Annotated in this window: 14 protein-coding genes; 6 read left to right on the forward strand and 8 right to left on the reverse strand. The window is 72.0% G+C overall.

Going from position 1 to position 17729, the window contains the following annotated elements; all coding sequences use genetic code 11:
- Positions 1-84: 84 nt before the first annotated feature.
- Complete coding sequence (locus AC4D2C_RS00655; RefSeq protein WP_490911737.1) at positions 85-2064, forward strand: serine/threonine-protein kinase; 1980 nt, start codon at positions 85-87, stop codon at positions 2062-2064.
- A 19-nt stretch (positions 2065-2083) separates the two neighbouring features.
- On the opposite strand, the gene AC4D2C_RS00660 is transcribed toward AC4D2C_RS00655, so the two are convergent.
- The 6 genes from AC4D2C_RS00660 to AC4D2C_RS00685 are packed head-to-tail and all read right to left on the reverse strand — an operon-like array spanning position 2084 to position 8698.
- Positions 2084-2992, reverse strand: a complete 909-nt coding sequence (locus tag AC4D2C_RS00660) for a phosphodiesterase (protein ID WP_490911738.1) — start codon at positions 2990-2992, stop codon at positions 2084-2086.
- A gap of 5 nt (positions 2993-2997) precedes the next feature.
- The gene (locus tag AC4D2C_RS00665) at positions 2998-4134 is read right to left on the reverse strand and encodes a glycosyltransferase (RefSeq protein ID WP_490911739.1); all 1137 of its coding nucleotides are present in this window, start codon (positions 4132-4134) and stop codon (positions 2998-3000) included.
- Entirely contained in the window at positions 4124-5464 is a 1341-nt protein-coding gene (locus AC4D2C_RS00670) for a family 1 glycosylhydrolase (RefSeq protein WP_490911740.1), read from the reverse strand. Before AC4D2C_RS00670 ends, AC4D2C_RS00665 begins: the two co-directional genes overlap by 11 nt.
- Positions 5461-5712 carry a DUF6752 domain-containing protein gene (locus tag AC4D2C_RS00675; RefSeq protein WP_490911741.1) on the reverse strand — a complete coding sequence of 84 codons (252 nt, stop codon included), beginning with the start codon at positions 5710-5712 and terminating at the stop codon, positions 5461-5463. The genes AC4D2C_RS00670 and AC4D2C_RS00675 overlap by 4 nt, the downstream gene beginning before the upstream one ends.
- Entirely contained in the window at positions 5709-7238 is a 1530-nt protein-coding gene (locus AC4D2C_RS00680; RefSeq protein ID WP_490911742.1) for a class I SAM-dependent methyltransferase, read from the reverse strand. The genes AC4D2C_RS00675 and AC4D2C_RS00680 overlap by 4 nt, the downstream gene beginning before the upstream one ends.
- Positions 7235-8698, reverse strand: a complete 1464-nt coding sequence (locus AC4D2C_RS00685; RefSeq protein ID WP_490911743.1) for an SDR family NAD(P)-dependent oxidoreductase — start codon at positions 8696-8698, stop codon at positions 7235-7237. The genes AC4D2C_RS00680 and AC4D2C_RS00685 overlap by 4 nt, the downstream gene beginning before the upstream one ends.
- A gap of 268 nt (positions 8699-8966) precedes the next feature.
- Here AC4D2C_RS00685 and AC4D2C_RS00690 point away from each other — a divergent pair, with 268 nt between their 5' ends.
- Positions 8967-9422, forward strand: coding sequence for a 23S rRNA (pseudouridine(1915)-N(3))-methyltransferase RlmH (locus AC4D2C_RS00690; protein WP_490911744.1), 456 nt, complete (start codon positions 8967-8969; stop codon positions 9420-9422).
- Positions 9423-9497: 75 nt separating this feature from the next.
- On the opposite strand, the gene AC4D2C_RS00695 is transcribed toward AC4D2C_RS00690, so the two are convergent.
- A complete protein-coding gene (locus tag AC4D2C_RS00695) occupies positions 9498-9845 on the reverse strand; it encodes a hypothetical protein (protein WP_490911745.1) in 348 nt (115 codons plus the stop codon).
- A gap of 4 nt (positions 9846-9849) precedes the next feature.
- Between AC4D2C_RS00695 and AC4D2C_RS00700 the strand changes: the two genes are divergently transcribed.
- Positions 9850-10254 (forward strand): DUF4232 domain-containing protein, encoded by a 405-nt coding sequence (locus tag AC4D2C_RS00700; protein WP_490911746.1) that lies wholly within the window; start codon positions 9850-9852, stop codon positions 10252-10254.
- Here AC4D2C_RS00700 and AC4D2C_RS00705 read toward each other — a convergent pair.
- A complete protein-coding gene (locus AC4D2C_RS00705; RefSeq protein ID WP_490911747.1) occupies positions 10168-10848 on the reverse strand; it encodes a hypothetical protein in 681 nt (226 codons plus the stop codon). The two genes, AC4D2C_RS00700 and AC4D2C_RS00705, sit on opposite strands and share 87 nt — an antisense overlap.
- 131 nt (positions 10849-10979) lie before the next feature.
- Between AC4D2C_RS00705 and AC4D2C_RS00710 the strand changes: the two genes are divergently transcribed.
- The 3 genes from AC4D2C_RS00710 to AC4D2C_RS00720 are packed head-to-tail and all read left to right on the forward strand — an operon-like array spanning position 10980 to position 17700.
- The gene (locus AC4D2C_RS00710; RefSeq protein WP_490911748.1) at positions 10980-15941 is read left to right on the forward strand and encodes an Lhr family helicase; all 4962 of its coding nucleotides are present in this window, start codon (positions 10980-10982) and stop codon (positions 15939-15941) included.
- Complete coding sequence (locus tag AC4D2C_RS00715) at positions 15934-16752, forward strand: Fpg/Nei family DNA glycosylase (protein WP_490911749.1); 819 nt, start codon at positions 15934-15936, stop codon at positions 16750-16752. Before AC4D2C_RS00710 ends, AC4D2C_RS00715 begins: the two co-directional genes overlap by 8 nt.
- A gap of 39 nt (positions 16753-16791) precedes the next feature.
- Positions 16792-17700 carry a pseudouridine synthase gene (locus tag AC4D2C_RS00720; RefSeq protein WP_490911750.1) on the forward strand — a complete coding sequence of 303 codons (909 nt, stop codon included), beginning with the start codon at positions 16792-16794 and terminating at the stop codon, positions 17698-17700.
- The last annotated feature ends 29 nt before the right edge of the window (positions 17701-17729 follow it).

Raw genomic sequence — 17729 nt, forward strand, 5'->3', positions numbered from 1 at the left:
GAACCTACGATGACAGGGGCCCCGACACGCGGGAGCGCCCGGCAGATCAGACCGACGGCGTCGGAGAGAGGTGGAGGGAACGGAATGCAACTCGCACAGACGGGTCAGGCGCTCGGTGCGTCCTACCGCTTCGGTGAACGGGTCGGCTCCGGTGCCGTCGGTGAGGTGTGGACCGTCACCGCGAGCGACGACCGGGTCCTCGCCGCGAAGGTGCTGCGCCCCGAACACGCCGATGATCCCTCGCTGGTGGAGCGGTTCGTCCGTGAGCGGTCCGTGCTGCTCGGGCTGCAGGACTCCTCCATCGTCACGGTGCGCGACATGGTGGTGGAGGGTGCGCGGCTGGCCATCGTCATGGACTACGTCGCCGGCGGGTCTCTGCGGGACGTCGTGCGGGAGGCCGGCACGCTGCGGCCCGCAGACGCGCTGGGCCTCACCGCCGAGGTGCTCGACGCGCTGGCGTTCGCCCACTCCCGAGGCGTGACGCACCGCGACATCAAGCCGGACAACGTGCTCCTCGCCCGGCCCTGGACCGGATGGACCCCGGGTGACGTGCGGGTCTCCGACTTCGGCATCTCCGACGTCGTGGGCGAGAGGGTCCGCCAGACGACGGGCCTCATCGGCACTCCGCAGTATATGCCGCCCGAACTCATCAGCCAGGGCCGCTCGGGCCCTGCGGGTGATGTCTACTCCACGGGGGTCCTGCTCTACGAGCTGCTCGCCGGACGCACCCCCTTCGCCGGCCCGGGGACGGATTTCAGCGTCGCCTACCGCCATGTCTCCGCTCATCCGCCGAGGATCGCCGTGGACGACGCCCTCTGGGACGTCCTGGCCGGGCTCCTGTCCAAGGACGCCGCGGAGCGCCCCACCGCCCCCGAGGCGGCAGCTACGCTGCGACGCCTCGCGCTTCGCCTCGCTGCGAGCGCGCCCCTCGCGCGCGGGGAAGCCCCGGCGGACTTCGACGACGTCGAACGCCCCGCCACGGTGGTCCGTGGCGCCTTCACGGATGCCGACCTGGCAGCCCTGGCAGCCGCCCCGCCCACCGACGACACGGAGGTCCCGCGGCTCGGGGATGCGGGCAACGCGACCATCGCCCGTCCGATGCCGCGCCGCGAGGCGCGGCCGGTGGCCGAGACCCGGCTCGAACCCGCGCTCGCGCCCCCGTTCTGGCGCACACGCAAGGCCCTCCTCCTCGCGGGAAGCGCGGTGCTCCTCCTCGTGGGGATGGTCGTCGGGTTCGTGGTCCTCAGTCCTGCCGAGCAGCCGGCGGTGTCCGCCGGCGCCGGCGAGCCGCTGTCGGCCCAGGGGCAGGACACCGCCCTGCCCACCGGCCTGACCATCTCGCGTGCCGCCTCCTACGAGCCCTCCTCCGGCCGGATCCGTCTGACGCTCACCTACGCAGCACAGAAGGCGCCGCTTTCCGGGGAGTTCCTCGAGGTGGTCCCCGGGATGGCCGAGGGTGAGGCGTGTCCAGCCGTCACCTGGGAGGGTGCCCCCGCGAAGCGCAACCAGGCTTCCATCACCGGGCTCGACGTCGCGTGCGGCTGGACGCTGTCGGACCTGCAGGTCCCGGCGGGAGGGTCTGTCCAAGTGACCGCCTCGGTATCGGCGCAACCCACCGACCAGCAGGCGCTCGATGCGTGGGTGCGCGGCGCGTCCGAGGCGACGTCGGCCGCGACGCAGGACCCGGCCGTCACAGGCACCGCCTACCCCGTTCAGCGTCTGACCGGCGTGGAGGTCCGCACCCCGGCGCGCGTCGTGACGCCGAGCCCTCTGAAGATCACGCTCATCCCCGTGTGGGCCGGTGGCCCGGACGAATTGAACCCGCTCTACGTGAGTCCGGCGTCGGGCAAGCCGTCGCAGATGTTCGCCGCGGTTGCAGGCGGCGAGGACGGGGTGCGGTTCTCCGACGGCTGCGGCGGGGCGCTCGCCGTCGACAGTTCGGGGCTCACCGTCACGGCACTGCAGATCACGCCGGGGTGCACGGTGCGCGCCACCGTCGGGAACTTCACCGAGCTGCAGTCCCCGAGCTTCGGCATCACGTCCCGCGAGGACGCGGACGGCTGAACCCGGCCGGTTCCCCCGCTCAGCGCCGCGTCCGGGTGATCCCCTCGACGGCCGCCAGGCGCCGGCGTGCCTCCTCCGGCCGGATGTACTCCCCCACCGTCGGATCGGACCCGATGGTCGCGACCGAGGAGACGATCGTGTGCGGATAGATGTGCACGAGGTTGAACGCCTGCGCCCCGTCCCTGCCCCGGATCCCGCCCACGGGGACGTTGAGGTCCTGCGTGTAGCAGGTCGACGACGCGACCGACACGGGGATCCCGGCGAAGAGCGAGGACGAGGGGAAGTGCACGTGCCCGCCCAGGATCAGGCGGATGTCCGTCCCCGTCACGATCTCCGCCAGCCGATCCTGCCGGCGCAGCTCCGTCAGAACGGCGAGGTCCTGCACCATCGGGATGGGCGGGTGATGGAGGGCCAGGATGCTGCCTTCGGGTGCGGGCCGCGCCAGTTCGGCCTCCAGCCAGGCGAGCTGCACGTCGTCGAGCTCCCCGTGGTGGTGCCCCGGCACGGATGTGTCGAGCGCGATCACGCGCAGCCCGCCGAGCCGGTGGCTGCGGTACAGCGGGGTGTCCTCGGGGGGTTCGCCGAGCAGCGCTGCACGCAGGGCCGGGCGCTTGTCGTGATTGCCCATGAGCCAGATCACGGGAGCGTCCAGCTCGTCGGCGAAGGGCTCGACGAGTCCGCGCAGGGCCCTGTAGGCGTCGGGGTCGCCCTTGTCCGTGAGGTCACCGGTGAAGACGAGGGCGTCGGGGCGGACCCCGGACCGCCCGATCTCCGCCAGGAGCTGGGCGAGGCGTTCGCACGCGTCCACGCCGCCGTAGAGCGGCCCGCCGGTCACGAAGTGGGTGTCGCTGAAGTGGAGCAGGAGGTGGTCGGCGGGAGGATGTTCCCGGGACAGCGGAGCATCCTCCCGCCTGTCGTGGGTCGGCATGGGTGCTAGGCGGTCGCCTCGGCCGTGGCCTGTACCGGCGCCGCCCGCTCCTGGTCGAACACCGTCTTGTCCATGAGCTCGGCGATCCGATCCCAGTCGTGGCGCCTGAGCAGCTTGCGCAGCTCGGGCGTCGGCGGTCCGCCGGCACGGCCCCTCAGCGCCTCGCAGGCCGCGGCGAAGCCCTCGGCGTCGTCCTGCAGCTCGACGACGCCGGGGAAGTCCGCGACGACGTCGGGCACGCGCGTGGAGACCACGGGCAGACGGGATGCCAGGTATTCGAGCGTCTTGGTGGGGCTGATGGACTTCGTGGCCTCGTTGAGGGCGAACGGCATGAGGGCGACATCGAACTCCGCCATGTGCGCCGGCAGGTCCTTGTAGTCCTGCTGCCCGTAGTACGTGATGTTGGGCGCCTGCGGCAGATCCGACTCCTCGATCTTGCAGATGGGCCCGATCATCCGGATCTCCCACTCGGGCAGGCGTTCCGCGAGGCCCGCGACGAGGTCGAGGTCGATCCGCTCGTCCAGTACGCCCACGTAGCCGGCCACCGGCTTGCTGCGGTCGGGCTCGGCCGCCCGCGCCGCCGCCGCGTAGTGCTTCACGGACACACCGCTCGGCACCAGGTGGGCGTCCTCCCGGCCCTGCTTCACCACGGACCGGTGCAGCGAGCGCCCACCGGCGAACACGACGTCGGCCCGCTTCAGTGCCTGGCGCTGGCGCACGAGCAGCTCGGGGGCCGCGTTCCTGAACGCCGCGAGGTCGTCCATGACGTCGAACACGAGCGTGGTCGGTTCGAGGGCGAGCGCTGCCTCCAGGACCAGGGGCGTGTAGATCCAGACGACGCGGTCGCCCGTGGGCGGGCCCAGGAGCTGGGGCAGGTGCGCCACGTAGTCGGGCATGACCTCGTCGAAGAAGCCCACGTGCCGGCCCTGTTCGGGGATCTCGAGGTAGACGCGCGTCAGGCCGTCGATCTCGGTGGTGCCCAGCCGGTTCTCCGTCAGTTCGACGCCGGGGGGCGTGAGGGGTTCCTCGACGAAGAAGGTCTTGCGTCCCGGCGCCCGGTTCAGGCGGGAGACGATCTGCTGAGGCCGCTGCCAGACCCATTCCCACCGCAGGTGGGACATGACAATGAGTTCACTTTGCATCGACGATCCTCAATTCCATTCGAGTGGTTGTACGGGGGAGACGTGAGCCGAGATCGGTCTCGGGGGGCTGTTGCCAGTCCCAGTGGGACATCTGCTGCCGGTAGCCGTGAAGCCAGGTGGCCACGGGTTCACCGAGGGTGTAGGCGGGGAGCTCGCCGGAGCGCACTCCTCCGGCCGCGAGCGCGTACGACGTCGACATCACCGATGTGCGCCGCTCGAGGTCCTCGTCGAGCCAGTACACGCCCACGGGATCCACGTGGCCCTCGCAGCGGAAGAGCAGCGAGTTCCAGTCGGTGGAGTCGACGACGGGGAACCAGCACACGCCCTCGAGCACGACGCCGCGGGCCTGGGCCTGCTCGCACTGCTCGAGCACGTACTTGAGCCACGTGGCGCGGTCGGAGGTACGGCCGCGGACGTTGGTCTCGGTGAGCATGCACGGCAGCCCGTAGCGCTCCCAGTACTGCTGGATCTGGTCGGCCAGTGGGAGCGGGGTGGGCGTGGGCGCCGTCCCTCCCTCCTCGCCGAAGTTCCACTGGCAGTGCGCGTAGTAGTCCAGGCCGAGGACGTCGATGGTCCCCGCCGGCAGGGCGAGCAGGCGCTCACCGCCCACGGGGGCGAGGTCGCGGCCCAGCTGGCTGTCGACGTCGTACCCCCGGCCGAGGAACGCGTCGAGGGCGAGGAAGCGGCGGTCGTTGGCCATGTCCGCGTACCGCTGCCCGGAGGCGTCGGAGCCCGTGTGGAACTCGCAGGTGTCGACCCAGACGTGCCGGGCGTCCGGCAGCAGCCGGCGGTACAGGGTGCTCGCCCCGGCGACTGCCGGCAGCACGTTGACGAGGAGGTCCACGAACCCCTGCAGCCCCGAGTGGTAGGGCGGCCAGATGGCCTCGTGCCCGCAGAGGAACAGCGTGGCGAACGGCTCGTTGAAGAGCGTGTACTCCTCCACCCACGGGTAGCGGCGGGCGAAGGCCTCCGCGTACCGCAGGTACACCTCGCCGAAGCGGGCGTCGGCGAACCCGTCGGTCAGCCAGGCCGGGTAGCTGGTGTGGTGCACGAGGTCGATGATGGGCCGGAAGCCGTGCTCGCGCAGGTACCCCAGCACCTCGTCCGTGGCGGACCAGTCGAAGACGCCCTCGGTCTCCTCGATGCGATGCCACCGCACGGGGTAGCGCAGCCGGGTGATGCCGGAGCGCGAGAGCAGGGCGAGGTCCTCGCGCCAGCGGGTGTCGTGTTCCGTGGTCTCGAAGATGTCCCGGTCGTGCGCGGGCATGAAGGTGCTCTCGAAGCCCCCGATGATCTCCAGCGGTGGCCCGCCCTCGCTCGGCGCGCTCACGGTGCGTCCTCCCGCGGGGTCCGGCGGGCGCCGAGTTCCTCGTAGACGACGTCGAGCAGCTCGGCGGCGCGCAGGTTCAGCCTGCGTGACTCGTCGAGGTCGGCGTCGAGCCGGACGACGTCCGCCCGCAGCTGTTCCACCTCGGTTCGGAGCGCCAGGATCTGCTCCGCGAGGCCCTCCGGCTCGGCGAACTGCAGCTCCATGTCCTCGGCCGTGGCGTGGGTGCCTGCCTGGGTCGTGTCGGTCATGCCCTCTCCCTCCTCACGAGCACGCGGCGGCTCGTCGCCTGGCCTGCTCCGTCGTCGTCCTGCTCCTCGGCACTCAGCGAGTACCGGTGCAGCTGTTCCTGGAATCGCGTCCAGTCCACGGGCTGGTACTCCATCCAGCTCGCCGACCCCTCCTCTCCCGCCACCCCGACCTCGAGGAACGCCGTGCTCCCGGGGGCCGCCAGCAGGTGCTTGACGAGCATCAGCGTGGTGTCCCAGCCGAGCGGGCTGAGGGCGTTGAACAGGTGGTTGGCGTGCACGTGCACCGTCGTGTCGAGCTCCGCGCAGCGCCTCCGCAGGTGCAGCGCGTGACGGGCCATGGTCAGGTTCGCGCGCTCGAAGGTCAGCCCGTCGTCGGCGAGGTGCTCCTTCGCCCAGGCGAGCGCGGGCCGGCTGTAGTCGACGGCGAGGACGCGGTGGCCGCGGTCGGCCAGGTGGCGGGCGTCGGCGCCGAGACCGCAGCCGAGATCCAGCACGGTGGACGACGGCGGCAGCTGTTCCGCGGCGGCGACGGCAAGGCCCGACGGCGCCCGTTCCGCGCCCCCCTCGATCGCGACGCGGTGGTGGTCCTCCCAGTTCTCGCGGTCCACGTCGAAGTGGTTCAGCCACCAGTAGTAGCGGCGGAACGCGGCGGGCGGCGTGATGAAGGAGAACGTCGGGTCGGGGACCTCCCAGGACGGCCCGTAGATCGCGGCGAGGAGCTGCGCGGGCTCGGCCGGACCCGGCAGCATGCGGCCGTTCACGGGCAACGGTTTCAGCGGGTGGAGGGTGACGGTGTCCGCGGGCTCCCGGGCGTGGAACGTCCCGTAGAACCAGCCCTCGCACTCGAAGTAGGTGAAGATGTCGAGGTAGAAACGGTCCGTCACCGTGCTCCCGGGGAACAGCAGCTGCAGGTGCCCGCTCGAATGCCGGACCGTCTCGTACCCCTGCTCGGCGAGCGTCCGTTCGATGCGGAAGCTCTCGAGGACGACGTCCGAGGGGTTGGTGTGCGCACTTAGGTAGGCGAGGTCGGCGTCGTCGTCGTGCGGGAGGATCCGCCCGTTGCGGATGGGCCCGAGGAGTGTGCCGCCGGTGACGAACAGGTCGATCCCGAGCGTGCGGTGCAGCACCTCGATGAGGCGCTCGGCCTCGTCGAGGACCTGCTCGATGAGCGCGGCGTCCCGGCCCTCGAAGGACCGGGCGATCCGGCCCCACTTGTTGACGACCTGCGGGATCCCCGTGCCGGGCTCCGCCAGGGCGAACTCCGATGGGTCGTCGTCGAAGGCGACCGTCGCCGCGGCGACCTCCCGGCCCGCGTGCTCGACGGCGAGCCGGGCCCGGCCCGTGAGCCGTTCGGCGAGGGAGGGCGGCCACGGCAGGTTCAGGGCGCCGTCGTCGCCCGGTTCGGGGGCGCGGACCGTCCAGATGCGGCGCCCGCCGAGGAGCACGGAGCAGGCATCGCCCGAGGGGATGCGGGCGTCAGGGATCACCAGCCGCTGCGCGTCGGCTGTGAGGGGCCCCGCCCTCACCGGACGCTTTCGAACTGCGTGGCCAGGGGGTCGACCTGCAGCAGCCGCACGTCGAAGACCTGGCCCGTGATGTCGGAGGCGAGCACCTGGGAGCACACGCGGGCGACGTCGCACGCCTGCACGAGGGTGGTCTCGTCCTCGCGGCCGAACGCCTTCTGCCGCATGGGCGTCGCGGTGCGGCTCGGGCTGATGCAGTTGACCCGGATCGCGTCGCTGCTCCACTCGTCAGCGAGCGCCTGGGTCAGGTTGACGAGCGCAGCCTTCGTGGCCGAGTACACCGTGTACTGGGCGCGGCCGCGCGTGTAGGAGCTGGACGAGAACAGGAGCAGCGACCCGCGCGAGGCGGCGAGGTAGGAGTGGGCCTCCTGCGCGACGACGAACGCGGCCATGAGGTTCACGCCGACGTCGTGCTGGAGCTGCTCGTCGCTGAGGTCCACGAGGTTGCCGATGGTCAGGACACCGGCGGTGAGCACCACGTGGTCGATCCGCCCGTACTCGGCGGCAGCCGCGGCGAGCGCACGCGAGACGGAGTCGCGGTCCTCCACGAAGGTGCCGCTGCCGGTCCTGCTGTGGGAGACGACGTGCGCACACTCGTCCTCGAGCTGCCGGCCGAGTTCGCTGCCGATGCCCGAACTGCCGCCGAACACCACCACGACGGCGTCGCGCAGCGAGGCCGCCGCGAACGGCACCGGGTCCGCGTGCTGGTGCTTGAGCTGGAACAGCTTGTCGGCCAGATGGATGTCGATGGGGTGCGTGATCTTGATGTTGGCCTCGTGGCCGGGCACGACGATGATCGGGACGTCCGGGCTGTACTTCAGCACCACCGAGCAGTCGTCCGTCGCTGCGAAGCCCGGGTCGGCGTGTGCGAGTCCGTAGGCCTCCATCAGGGTGTCCCACCGGAAGGCCTGGGGCGTCTGCCCGCGGCGGAGGGACGCGCGCGGCGGGACGGCGCGGATGATGTCGTGCTCGTCCACCTCGATGATGGTGTCCGCGGAGGGGATGCCGGTGTCGACGGCATCGTACGTGTCCAGCGCGTCGACGCACGCGCGGATGATCGACGGATCGACGAGCGGGCGGACGGCGTCGTGGAAGACGACCTTCGCGCCCGGCGTGGCGATCTCCCGGAGGGCCAGGTAGGAGGTCTCGTTGCGGTCGCGGCCACCAGGCAGCAGCCCCGAGAGCTTCGGGAAGCGGTCCCGCGTCACGAGCCGCTCCGCGCGGTCCATGGTGCCGGGATCCATCATCACGATGATCTCGTCGATGAAGGGGCACTGCTGGAAGACATCCACGGTGTGCTCGAGGCTCGTGCGGCCCGCCACGGGCACCAGCTGCTTGGGGATCTCGAGGCCCATGCGGGTGCCGATGCCGCCGGCGAGGATCACGCCGACCGTTCGTCGTCGGGGGCGTGCCTCGTTGTCCGCTGTGCTCGGTACGTCCATTCGGTCGGTGATGGTCGACATTGCCGCCTCCTTCTACGATTCGTGGTCCGATTCGGTGGTCCGATTCGTGGGCTCCGGTGAAGTTCCGTCAGCGTACTTACGGTTTCGGCGGTCCGGCAGGAAAAGTTCGGCCCGCGAAATCCTTGTGCAGGCGCTCGTTCTTTGCCTCGCGTTCGCCCGCCGTTCACCTTCGGAGGCCTCCTGACGCCCGTCACCGGCACGTCGCGCCCGCTCGGAACTTCCGCCGGGGGCCCGCACGAGGCCCCTTCGGGAGCGATAGCCTGAGGTCATGGCAATCCGGGTGCTCGCTGTGGGCCGCAAGCACGAGAGCTGGGTGTCCGAGGGTATCGAGCGCTACGCGAAGCGCCTGAAGAAGCCGTTCGACCTGTCCTGGCAGCTGATCAGCCATTCGGCGCGGGAGCACGACGCCGCCCGCAGGGAGGAGTCCGAGCGGCTCCTGGCCCGGCTCGGCACCGACTACGTGGTCCTCCTCGACGAGCGTGGTCGGGCCATCGACTCGCCCACGCTCTCCCGCACCCTCCTCGCGCCGCTCCAGGCCTCGCGCAGCGTCACCGTGATCATCGGCGGCGCGTACGGCGTGGACGCGCAGGTGCACCAGCGTGCCGACTTCGTCTGGTCCCTCTCGCCGCTCGTCTTCCCCCACCAGCTGGTGCGCCTCATCCTGGCCGAGCAGGTGTACCGCGCGCAGGAGATCGCCGGCGGCCGGTCCTACCACCACGAATAGGCATCCCGGCCGGGCGGCGCAGGTAACGATCCCGGTACGGCCGTGTCCGCCTACTGGCGCTCCGGCATCCCGGAGCTAGGGTGAGGGCATGACTAGTCTGCTGGGGAGCAAGCGTTGGATCATGGCCGCTGCGGCCGCCGGAACCCTGATCGCGGTGAGCGGCTGCGCATCGTCCGGGACGGACGACGGCGGGACGGCGGCACCGGCGTCGACCGCCGCGTCGGCGTCGGCGTCAGCGTCAGCGTCGACCGGGGCATCGCCGTCGGCATCGCCGTCGGCCGACGCATCGGCATCGGCGTCGGCGTCGGCGTCGGCCGACACCACGAGCGAGGCGCCGTCGAGCGCCCCCTCCGCGTCGGCGTCCCCGACCGCGGAAGCGCCCACGGCGCCGCCGTCGGAGCCCGCCGCAGGAGGGACCTGCACGGCCGTGCAGCTCACAGGAAGCATCGCCGACCAGCCGGGCGGCGGCGCGGCGGGCAGCGTGTACCGCACGCTCGTGCTGACCAATTCCTCCGATCAGGAGTGCACGCTGGACGGCTTCCCCGGGGTGTCCTTCGTGGATGCGGGCGGCGTCCAGATCGGGGCCCCCGCGGACCGCGACGGCTCGGCATCGACCCCCGTGTCGCTCGCCCCGGGGGCGTCGACCACCACCACACTGCGGCAGACCAACGCCCAGAACTACGGCACGGACTGCGGGCTCACCACGGCCGCGGGCCTGCGGATCTACCCTCCCGGTGCCACCGATTCACTCGTGCTGCCCCAGCAGATCCCCGCCTGCTCCGCCGCGTCCGTGGTGCTGATGACCGTCGGGACGCTGCAGCCCGCGTCCTGACGGGTCGGCTCCGGTGCTCTGCGCCGCCCGTTCGACCTGACGCGCCCCGGACGCCGGTCGTGCCGGCACGGTAGCGCACGGCCCGAGCAGCCGGAGCCGCCAGGCCGCGACCACGAGCAGCGCGGCGGTGGCCACCGTGAGCACCAGGGTCAGCCACGGCCGGGCGGCGGTGATGGCCACGACGCCCAGCAGTGCGGCGCCCGTTCCGGCGGTGATCATGACGCGGCCCCGCTCGAGGTACCCGTACACCGCCAGGCCGATCCCGAGCACCACCCAGGCGCCGAGCCCCCGGAAGGCCTCCACGGCCCCGCCGAGGAGCGCGCCCAGTTCCACGACGACGGCGAGCACCAGGTACGTGCCCGCGCCCGCGTGCATCGCGGGCGGGTTCCGGACGAGCCACGGCGTGGTCAGGACGATCACCACGAGTGTTCCCACCACGAAGTAGACGGCCATGCGGCCCGTGTCGCCGTCGAACACGAGCGCCGCCGCCGCGCCGCCGAGGAAGAGCGACCCGATGCCCGCCACCGGCAGCCAGTTGTGGGACACGTGCCCGCGCGGGGCCCGGGGCCGCGCCGTCCCTGTTTCTTCCGCCATCACGACTCCTCCCCCCGGCCGCGCGGCGCGGCTCGTCCCTGAAACCTACTCCCGCCGTGCCCGCCACGGCGGCAGGTATCCGGTGCGCCGTCCCCCCATCGAGTGTCGGTGCGCTGGGGCATGATGAAGAGGTGACGACGCAGGTACTGACGAGGTTCACCCCGGCCACGCACGAGTGGTTCGCCGGTGCCTTCACCGAGCCCACCCCTGCCCAGGAGGGCGCCTGGTCCGCCATCTCCGCCGGTTCCAATGCCCTCGTCGTCGCCCCTACGGGCTCGGGCAAGACACTCGCGGCGTTCCTCTGGGCGCTCGACCGCCTGATCGCCTCGGGCGAGGGCAGCGGGGAGGCCGAAGCCGACGCCCCGGCGCCGGCGTCCGGGAAGGGCCGGAAAGCCCCTGCGAAGCCGAAACGCACCACCCGCGTGCTGTACATCTCGCCCCTGAAGGCGCTCGGCGTCGACGTCGAGCGGAACCTGCGGGCGCCCCTGATCGGCATCACGCAGACGGCCAAGCGCCTCGGACTGCCCGCGCCCGGCATCACGGTCGGCGTCCGCTCCGGCGACACCCCGCAGGCCGAGCGCCGGGCGATGCTCACCCGGCCGCCGGACATCCTCATCACCACGCCCGAGTCGCTGTTCCTCATGCTCACGTCGAAGGCACGCGAGACCCTGATGGAGGTGGACACCGTCATCATCGACGAGGTCCACGCCGTCGCGGGCACCAAGCGCGGCGCGCACCTCGCGGTGTCCCTGGCCCGCCTCGACGCCCTGCTGGACAAGCCCGTGCAGCGCATCGGCCTCTCGGCCACGGTGGAGCCCAAGGAGACCGTGGCCCGGTTCCTCGCGGGCAATGCGCCCGTGGAGATCGTGGCCCCGCCGTCCGAGAAGAAGTGGGACCTCACCGTCACCGTGCCCGTGGAGGACATGACGGAGCTCGGCGGGGCGGCCTCGAACACCGAGGACGACGGCGATCCGGTGCCGCAGGCGAGCATCTGGCCGCACGTCGAGGAGAAGATCGTCGACCTGATCGAGCAGAACCGGTCCACGATCGTGTTCGCGAACTCGCGCCGGCTCGCTGAACGCCTGACCGCGCGGCTGAACGAGATCCACGCGGAGCGCCGCGAGCGCGACGCCGTGTGGGCCGCGGGCGGCAACCCGGCCGCCGTCGAACCCACGGCCGCGCCGTCGTTCGCCCACACCACGGCGACCCCTGCCCAGATGATGGCGCAGGCCGGGCAGACCAGCGGCGCCGAGCCGCTTCTCGCGCGGGCGCATCACGGCTCGGTGTCCAAGGACCAGCGCGCGCTCATCGAGGACGATCTCAAATCAGGGCGGCTGCGCTGCGTCGTCGCGACGAGTTCGCTGGAGCTGGGCATCGACATGGGCGCGGTGGACCTCGTGGTGCAGGTCGAGTCGCCGCACTCCGTGGCGAGCGGCCTCCAGCGCGTGGGCCGCGCCGGCCACCAGGTGGGCGAGGTCTCGCAGGGCGTGCTGTTCCCCAAGCACCGCGGCGACCTCATCAACACCACGGTCACGGTGGAGCGCATGCTCGCCGGGCAGATCGAACCCCTCTACATCCCCACCAACCCGCTGGACATCCTGGCGCAGCAGACCGTCGCGGCCGCCGCGCTCGGCACCATCGACGTCGAGGAGTGGTTCGACGTCGTCCGCGCCTCCGCACCGTTCGCCACCCTGCCGCGGTCCGCGTTCGACGCGACCCTCGATCTCCTCGCCGGCCTGTACCCGTCCGACGAGTTCGCCGAGCTGCGCCCTCGTATCATCTGGGACCGCGTGGAGGGAACCATCACGGGCCGGCCCGGGGCGCAGCGTCTGGCCGTCACCTCCGGCGGCACCATCCCCGACCGCGGGCTGTTCGGGGTGTTCCTCGTCGGGTCGGAGGGCGAGGGCCCGCGCGCGGGCGGCCGCCGCGTCGGCGAGCTCGACGAGGAGATGGTGTACGAATCGCGCGTGGGCGATGTCTTCGCCCTCGGCGCCACCAGCTGGCGGATCGAGGAGATCACCCACGATCGCGTGCTGGTCTCCCCCGCCTTCGGCCAGCCCGGCAAGCTCCCGTTCTGGAAAGGCGACTCCCTCGGCCGGCCCGTGGAGCTCGGCCGCGCCCTCGGCGCGTTCAACCGGGAGATGTCGGGGTCCACGCCGGAGAAGGCGCGGGAGCGGTGCGAGAGGATCGGCCTGGACGCGTGGGCGTCCGGCAATCTCATCACCTACCTGACGGAGCAGCGCGAGGCCACCGAGGTGGTGCCGAGCGATCGGACACTCGTGGTCGAGCGGTTCCACGACGAACTCGGCGACTGGCGCGTGGTGCTGCACAGCCCCTTCGGCATGCCCGTGCACGCGCCCTGGGCGCTCGCCGTCGGCGCCCGGCTCGAGCAGCGGTACGGCATGGACGGCGCGGCGATGGCATCCGACGACGGCATCGTGCTGCGGGTGCCGCTCATGGAGGACGAGCCCCCCGGCGCCGACCTCTTCCTGTTCGACCCCGAGGAGCTCGACGGCATCGTCACCGCCGAGGTGGGCGGTTCCGCGCTCTTCGCGTCCCGGTTCCGCGAGTGCGCCGCCCGCGCCCTGCTCCTGCCACGGCAGAACCCGAGCAAGCGCACGCCCCTGTGGCAGCAGCGGCAACGGTCGGCGCAGCTGCTCGACGTCGCCAAGAAGTACCCGACGTTCCCGATCGTGCTGGAGACGGTGCGCGAATGCCTGCAGGACGTCTACGACCTGCCCGCTCTGAAGGAGCTCGCCGCGTCCATCGAGCGCCGGGAACTGCGCATCGTCGAGGTCACCACGCAGCAGCCCTCGCCCTTCGCGCGGTCCATGCTGTTCGGCTACGTGGCGTCCTTCCTGTACGAGGGCGATTCACCGCTGGCCGAACGGCGGGCCGCGGCGCTCTCGCTCGACCCGACGCTCCTCAACGAACTGCTCGGCCGGGCCGAGCTGCGGGAACTGCTGGATGCCCGGGTCATCGCCGAGACGGAACTCGAGCTGCAGCGCCTCCGGCCCGACCGCCTGGCGCGGGGGCTCGAGGGCGTCGCGGACCTGTTGCGCCTGCTCGGACCGCTCACCGTCGAGGAGATCGCCGAGCGGCTCGAGGCCCCCGCGGACGAGCAGCCCGTGACCGTCGATGCCGCCACGCGTCCGGACGCCGAGTCCCCCGACGCTTCCCCGGACGGGGATGCATCCGACGAGGTGCTGATGGCCGGCTCCCCAGCCCCGGTACGCGCCCACGCGTCCCTCGAGGTGGTGGGCCGCCATGTAGCGGCACTCGTGAAGGCGAACCGTGCGCTGACCGTGCACATCGCCGGCGCCGAGCGGATCTCGGCCGTCGAGGACGCGGCCCGCCTGCGCGACGCCCTCGGCGTCCCGCTGCCCATGGGCATCCCGCTGGCGTTCATCGAACCCGTCGACGACCCGCTCGGGGACCTCGTAGGCCGCTACGCGCGCACGCACGGTCCGTTCACCGCCGCCGAGGCCGCGGCCCGCCTGGGCCTCGGCGTCGCCGTCGTCGCCGGCGCGCTGCAGCGCCTCGCCGGCGCAGGGCGCGTGGTGGAGGGCGAGTTCCGCCCCGCGGAGTCCGTGCCCGTCCTCGACATCTCGGCAGCCTCGGGCGCCGCCCCGGGCACCATCACCGTGCATGCGCCCGCAGCGAGCGAGTGGTGCGACGCCGAGGTGCTCCGCCGCCTGCGCCGCCGGTCGCTCGCCGCGCTCCGGCAGGAGGTGGAGCCCGTCGACCCGGCCGCGTACGGCCGGTTCCTGCCCGCCTGGCAGCACATCGGCTCCGGCCTGCGCGGCCTCGACGGCGTGATCACCGTCATCGACCAGCTCTCCGGCGTACCGATCCCCGCCTCGGCGTGGGAGCCGCTCATCCTCGCGCAGCGCGTGGCCAACTACGCACCGGCGATGCTCGACGAGCTGACGGCGACCGGGGAGGTGCTGTGGTCCGGTGCCGGGTCCCTGGCCGGCAACGACGGCTGGATCGCGCTGCACCTCGCCGAGAACGCACCCCTGACCCTGCGGCCGGATCCGGCGTTCGAGCCGACCGCCCTGCACACGGCGCTGCTGGACCTGCTGGCCGGCGGCGGCGGCTACTTCCTGCGGCAGCTCACCAACCTCCTCGACGTGCAGGAGGCGACCCCCGACACCGCCGTCATCACCGCCCTCTGGGACCTGGTGTGGGCCGGCCGGATCAGCAACGACACCTTCACGCCCGTACGGGCACTGCTCGCGCACGGCAAGACGGCGCACAAGCAGAAACCGGTCCCGGCCCGGGCCCGGACGTCGCGGGCGGGGCGGCTGGGCCGCGCGCCCGGCAAGTCCCTCACCGGGGCGTCGATGCGCCTGAGCGCCGCGGCGGACGACGGCGGCAGCTACCAGCGGCCCACCCCTCCCCTGGCCGCCGGCCGCTGGAACATGCTGCCCGGGGTGGAGGCCGAGACGACGCTGCACGCCCACGCCACGGCGGAGCTGCTCCTCGACCGGTACGGGGTCGTCACGCGTGGCGCCGTGGGACAGGAGGGCATCCCCGGAGGGTTCGGCCTCATGTACAAGGTGCTGGCACGCCTCGAGGAGATGGGCCGGTGCCGGCGTGGCTACTTCATCGAGCACCTCGGTGCCGCCCAGTTCGCGGTGCCCGCCACGGTGGACCGGCTGCGCTCGTTCAGCGCCGACAACCAGTTGCCCACGGCACAGGACGTACTGGGCGGCGAGGCCCCTCCCCTGAAGGCCGTCGCGCTCGCGGCCACCGATCCCGCCAATCCCTACGGTGCCGCGCTGAGCTGGCCCCAGGCCGACGGCGGACACCGGGCGGGGCGGAAGGCGGGCGCCCTCGTGGTGCTCGTGGACGGAGCGCTCGCCCTCTACGTGGAGCGCGGCGGGAAGACCCTGCTGACCTTCACCGAGGACGCCGATGTCCTGCGCGTCGCCGCCCTGTCCCTGGTCACGATCATCCGCCGGGGCGCCGCGGACAAGATGGCCCTCGAGAAGGTGAACGGCGGGGAGATCCTGGACACGGACATCGGCCGCGCACTGGCCGCCGCCGGCTTCCATTCCACACCGAAAGGGCTGAGGATCCGTGCCTGAGGGGGATACCGTCTGGCGGGCCGCCCGCGAGCTGCACCGCGCCCTCGCGGGGAAGGTGCTCACGCGCTGCGACATCCGCGTTCCCCGCTTCGCCACGGTGGACTTCACCGGCGACACCGTGCAGGAGGCCGTGGCCCGGGGAAAACACCTGCTCATCCGCGGCGGGGGCGACGACGGCTGGGACATCCACTCGCACCTCAAGATGGAGGGCCTCTGGCACGTCTACTCCCACGGTGAGAAGTGGCGGCGTCCCGCGTTCAAGGCGCGGTGCATCCTGGAGACGGAGGACGCCGTCGTCGTGGGGTTCGAGCTCGGGTTCCTGCGGGTCATCCCGCGCGCCGAGGAGGAGGACGCCGTGGGCTACCTCGGGCCCGATCTCCTGGGGCCCGACTGGGACCCGGACGAGGCGCTGCGCCGACTGCTGGAGCAGCCCGAACGGCCCATCGGCCTGGCCCTGCTCGACCAGCGGAACCTCGCCGGGATCGGCAACGTGTACCGGTGCGAGCTGTGCTTCCTCGCGGGGGTGCATCCACTCACGCCCACGGGCGAGGTGCCGAACCTGCCGCGCATCGTCGAGCTGTCGAAGAAGCTCCTCGAGGCGAACAAGGCGCGCAGCACCCGGGCCACCACGGGGCAGCTGCGCGGTAACACGCTCTGGGTCTACGGGCGGTCCCGTCGCGGATGCCTGCGCTGCGGGACGCCCGTGGCCCTCGAGCAGCTCGGCGACCGGGAGACCGAACTGCGCGAGCTCTACTACTGCCCGCACTGCCAGCCGCGATTGGGAACCCCGGCCGGGGCGGCACTACCCTGACGGGGTGGACGGCGACGGGCGGGTGATGCGGTGATGGCGATGCGCTCACCCCTGCCCGTCCGCAACGGCGTCAACGCGACCCGGCTCAGGCTACCCGCCGAGGGTCCCTGGGAGACGGCGCTCGAGTACATCCTCGACCGGTTCGACCACGTGGATCCCGAGGGCATCGGCGAGCGCTTCGACCGCGGCGAGGTGGTCGCGCTCGGCGGCGAGGTCCTCACGCGCACCACGCCGCTGGGCGAGCACACCTTCGTCTGGTACTACCGGGAGCTCCCGGTGGAGGAGCGGCTCCCGGTCGAGCTGACCGTGCTGCACCGGGACGGGCACCTGCTCGTCGTCGACAAGCCGCATTTCCTGCCCACCACCCCGGGCGGGATGTACGTCGCGGAGTCCGCCCTCGTCCGGCTGCGCGTGGAGCTCGGCCTCCCGGACCTCATCCCCATGCACCGCCTGGACCGCATGACGGCGGGCATCCTCATGTTCTCCGTCGATCCCGAGACGCGCGGCGCGTACCAGCTGCTCTTCGAGAACCGGCGCATCAGCAAGGAGTACCGTGCGGTGGCGCCCGTACGGCCCGAACTGCACCTGGACACCGAGCCGCTCGACGTGCGGAGCCGGATCGTGAAGTCGCGCACCTACCTCCTGGCGCAGGAGGTGGAGGGGCCCGCGAACACGCACACCACCGTCAGTCTGCTCGAGCAGCGCAAGGACCGGGGACTGTACCGGCTGCAGCCGCACACGGGCAAGACGCACCAGCTGAGGCTGCACATGGCCTCGCTCGGGCTCGGCATAATCAACGACCCGTTCTACCCCGTGCTCCACCCGCAGGCACCGGACGACTACACGCGGCCGCTGCAGCTGCTCGCGCACAGCATCGCATTCCGCGACCCGCTGACCGGCGCGGACCGGCAGTTCGAGTCCGGCCTCGCCCTCAGCGAGTTCACCTGACCACCCTGACCCCGGGTAGCCCGGGACCG

It is taken from the genome of Arthrobacter sp. TJ-240 (assembly GCF_058269195.1).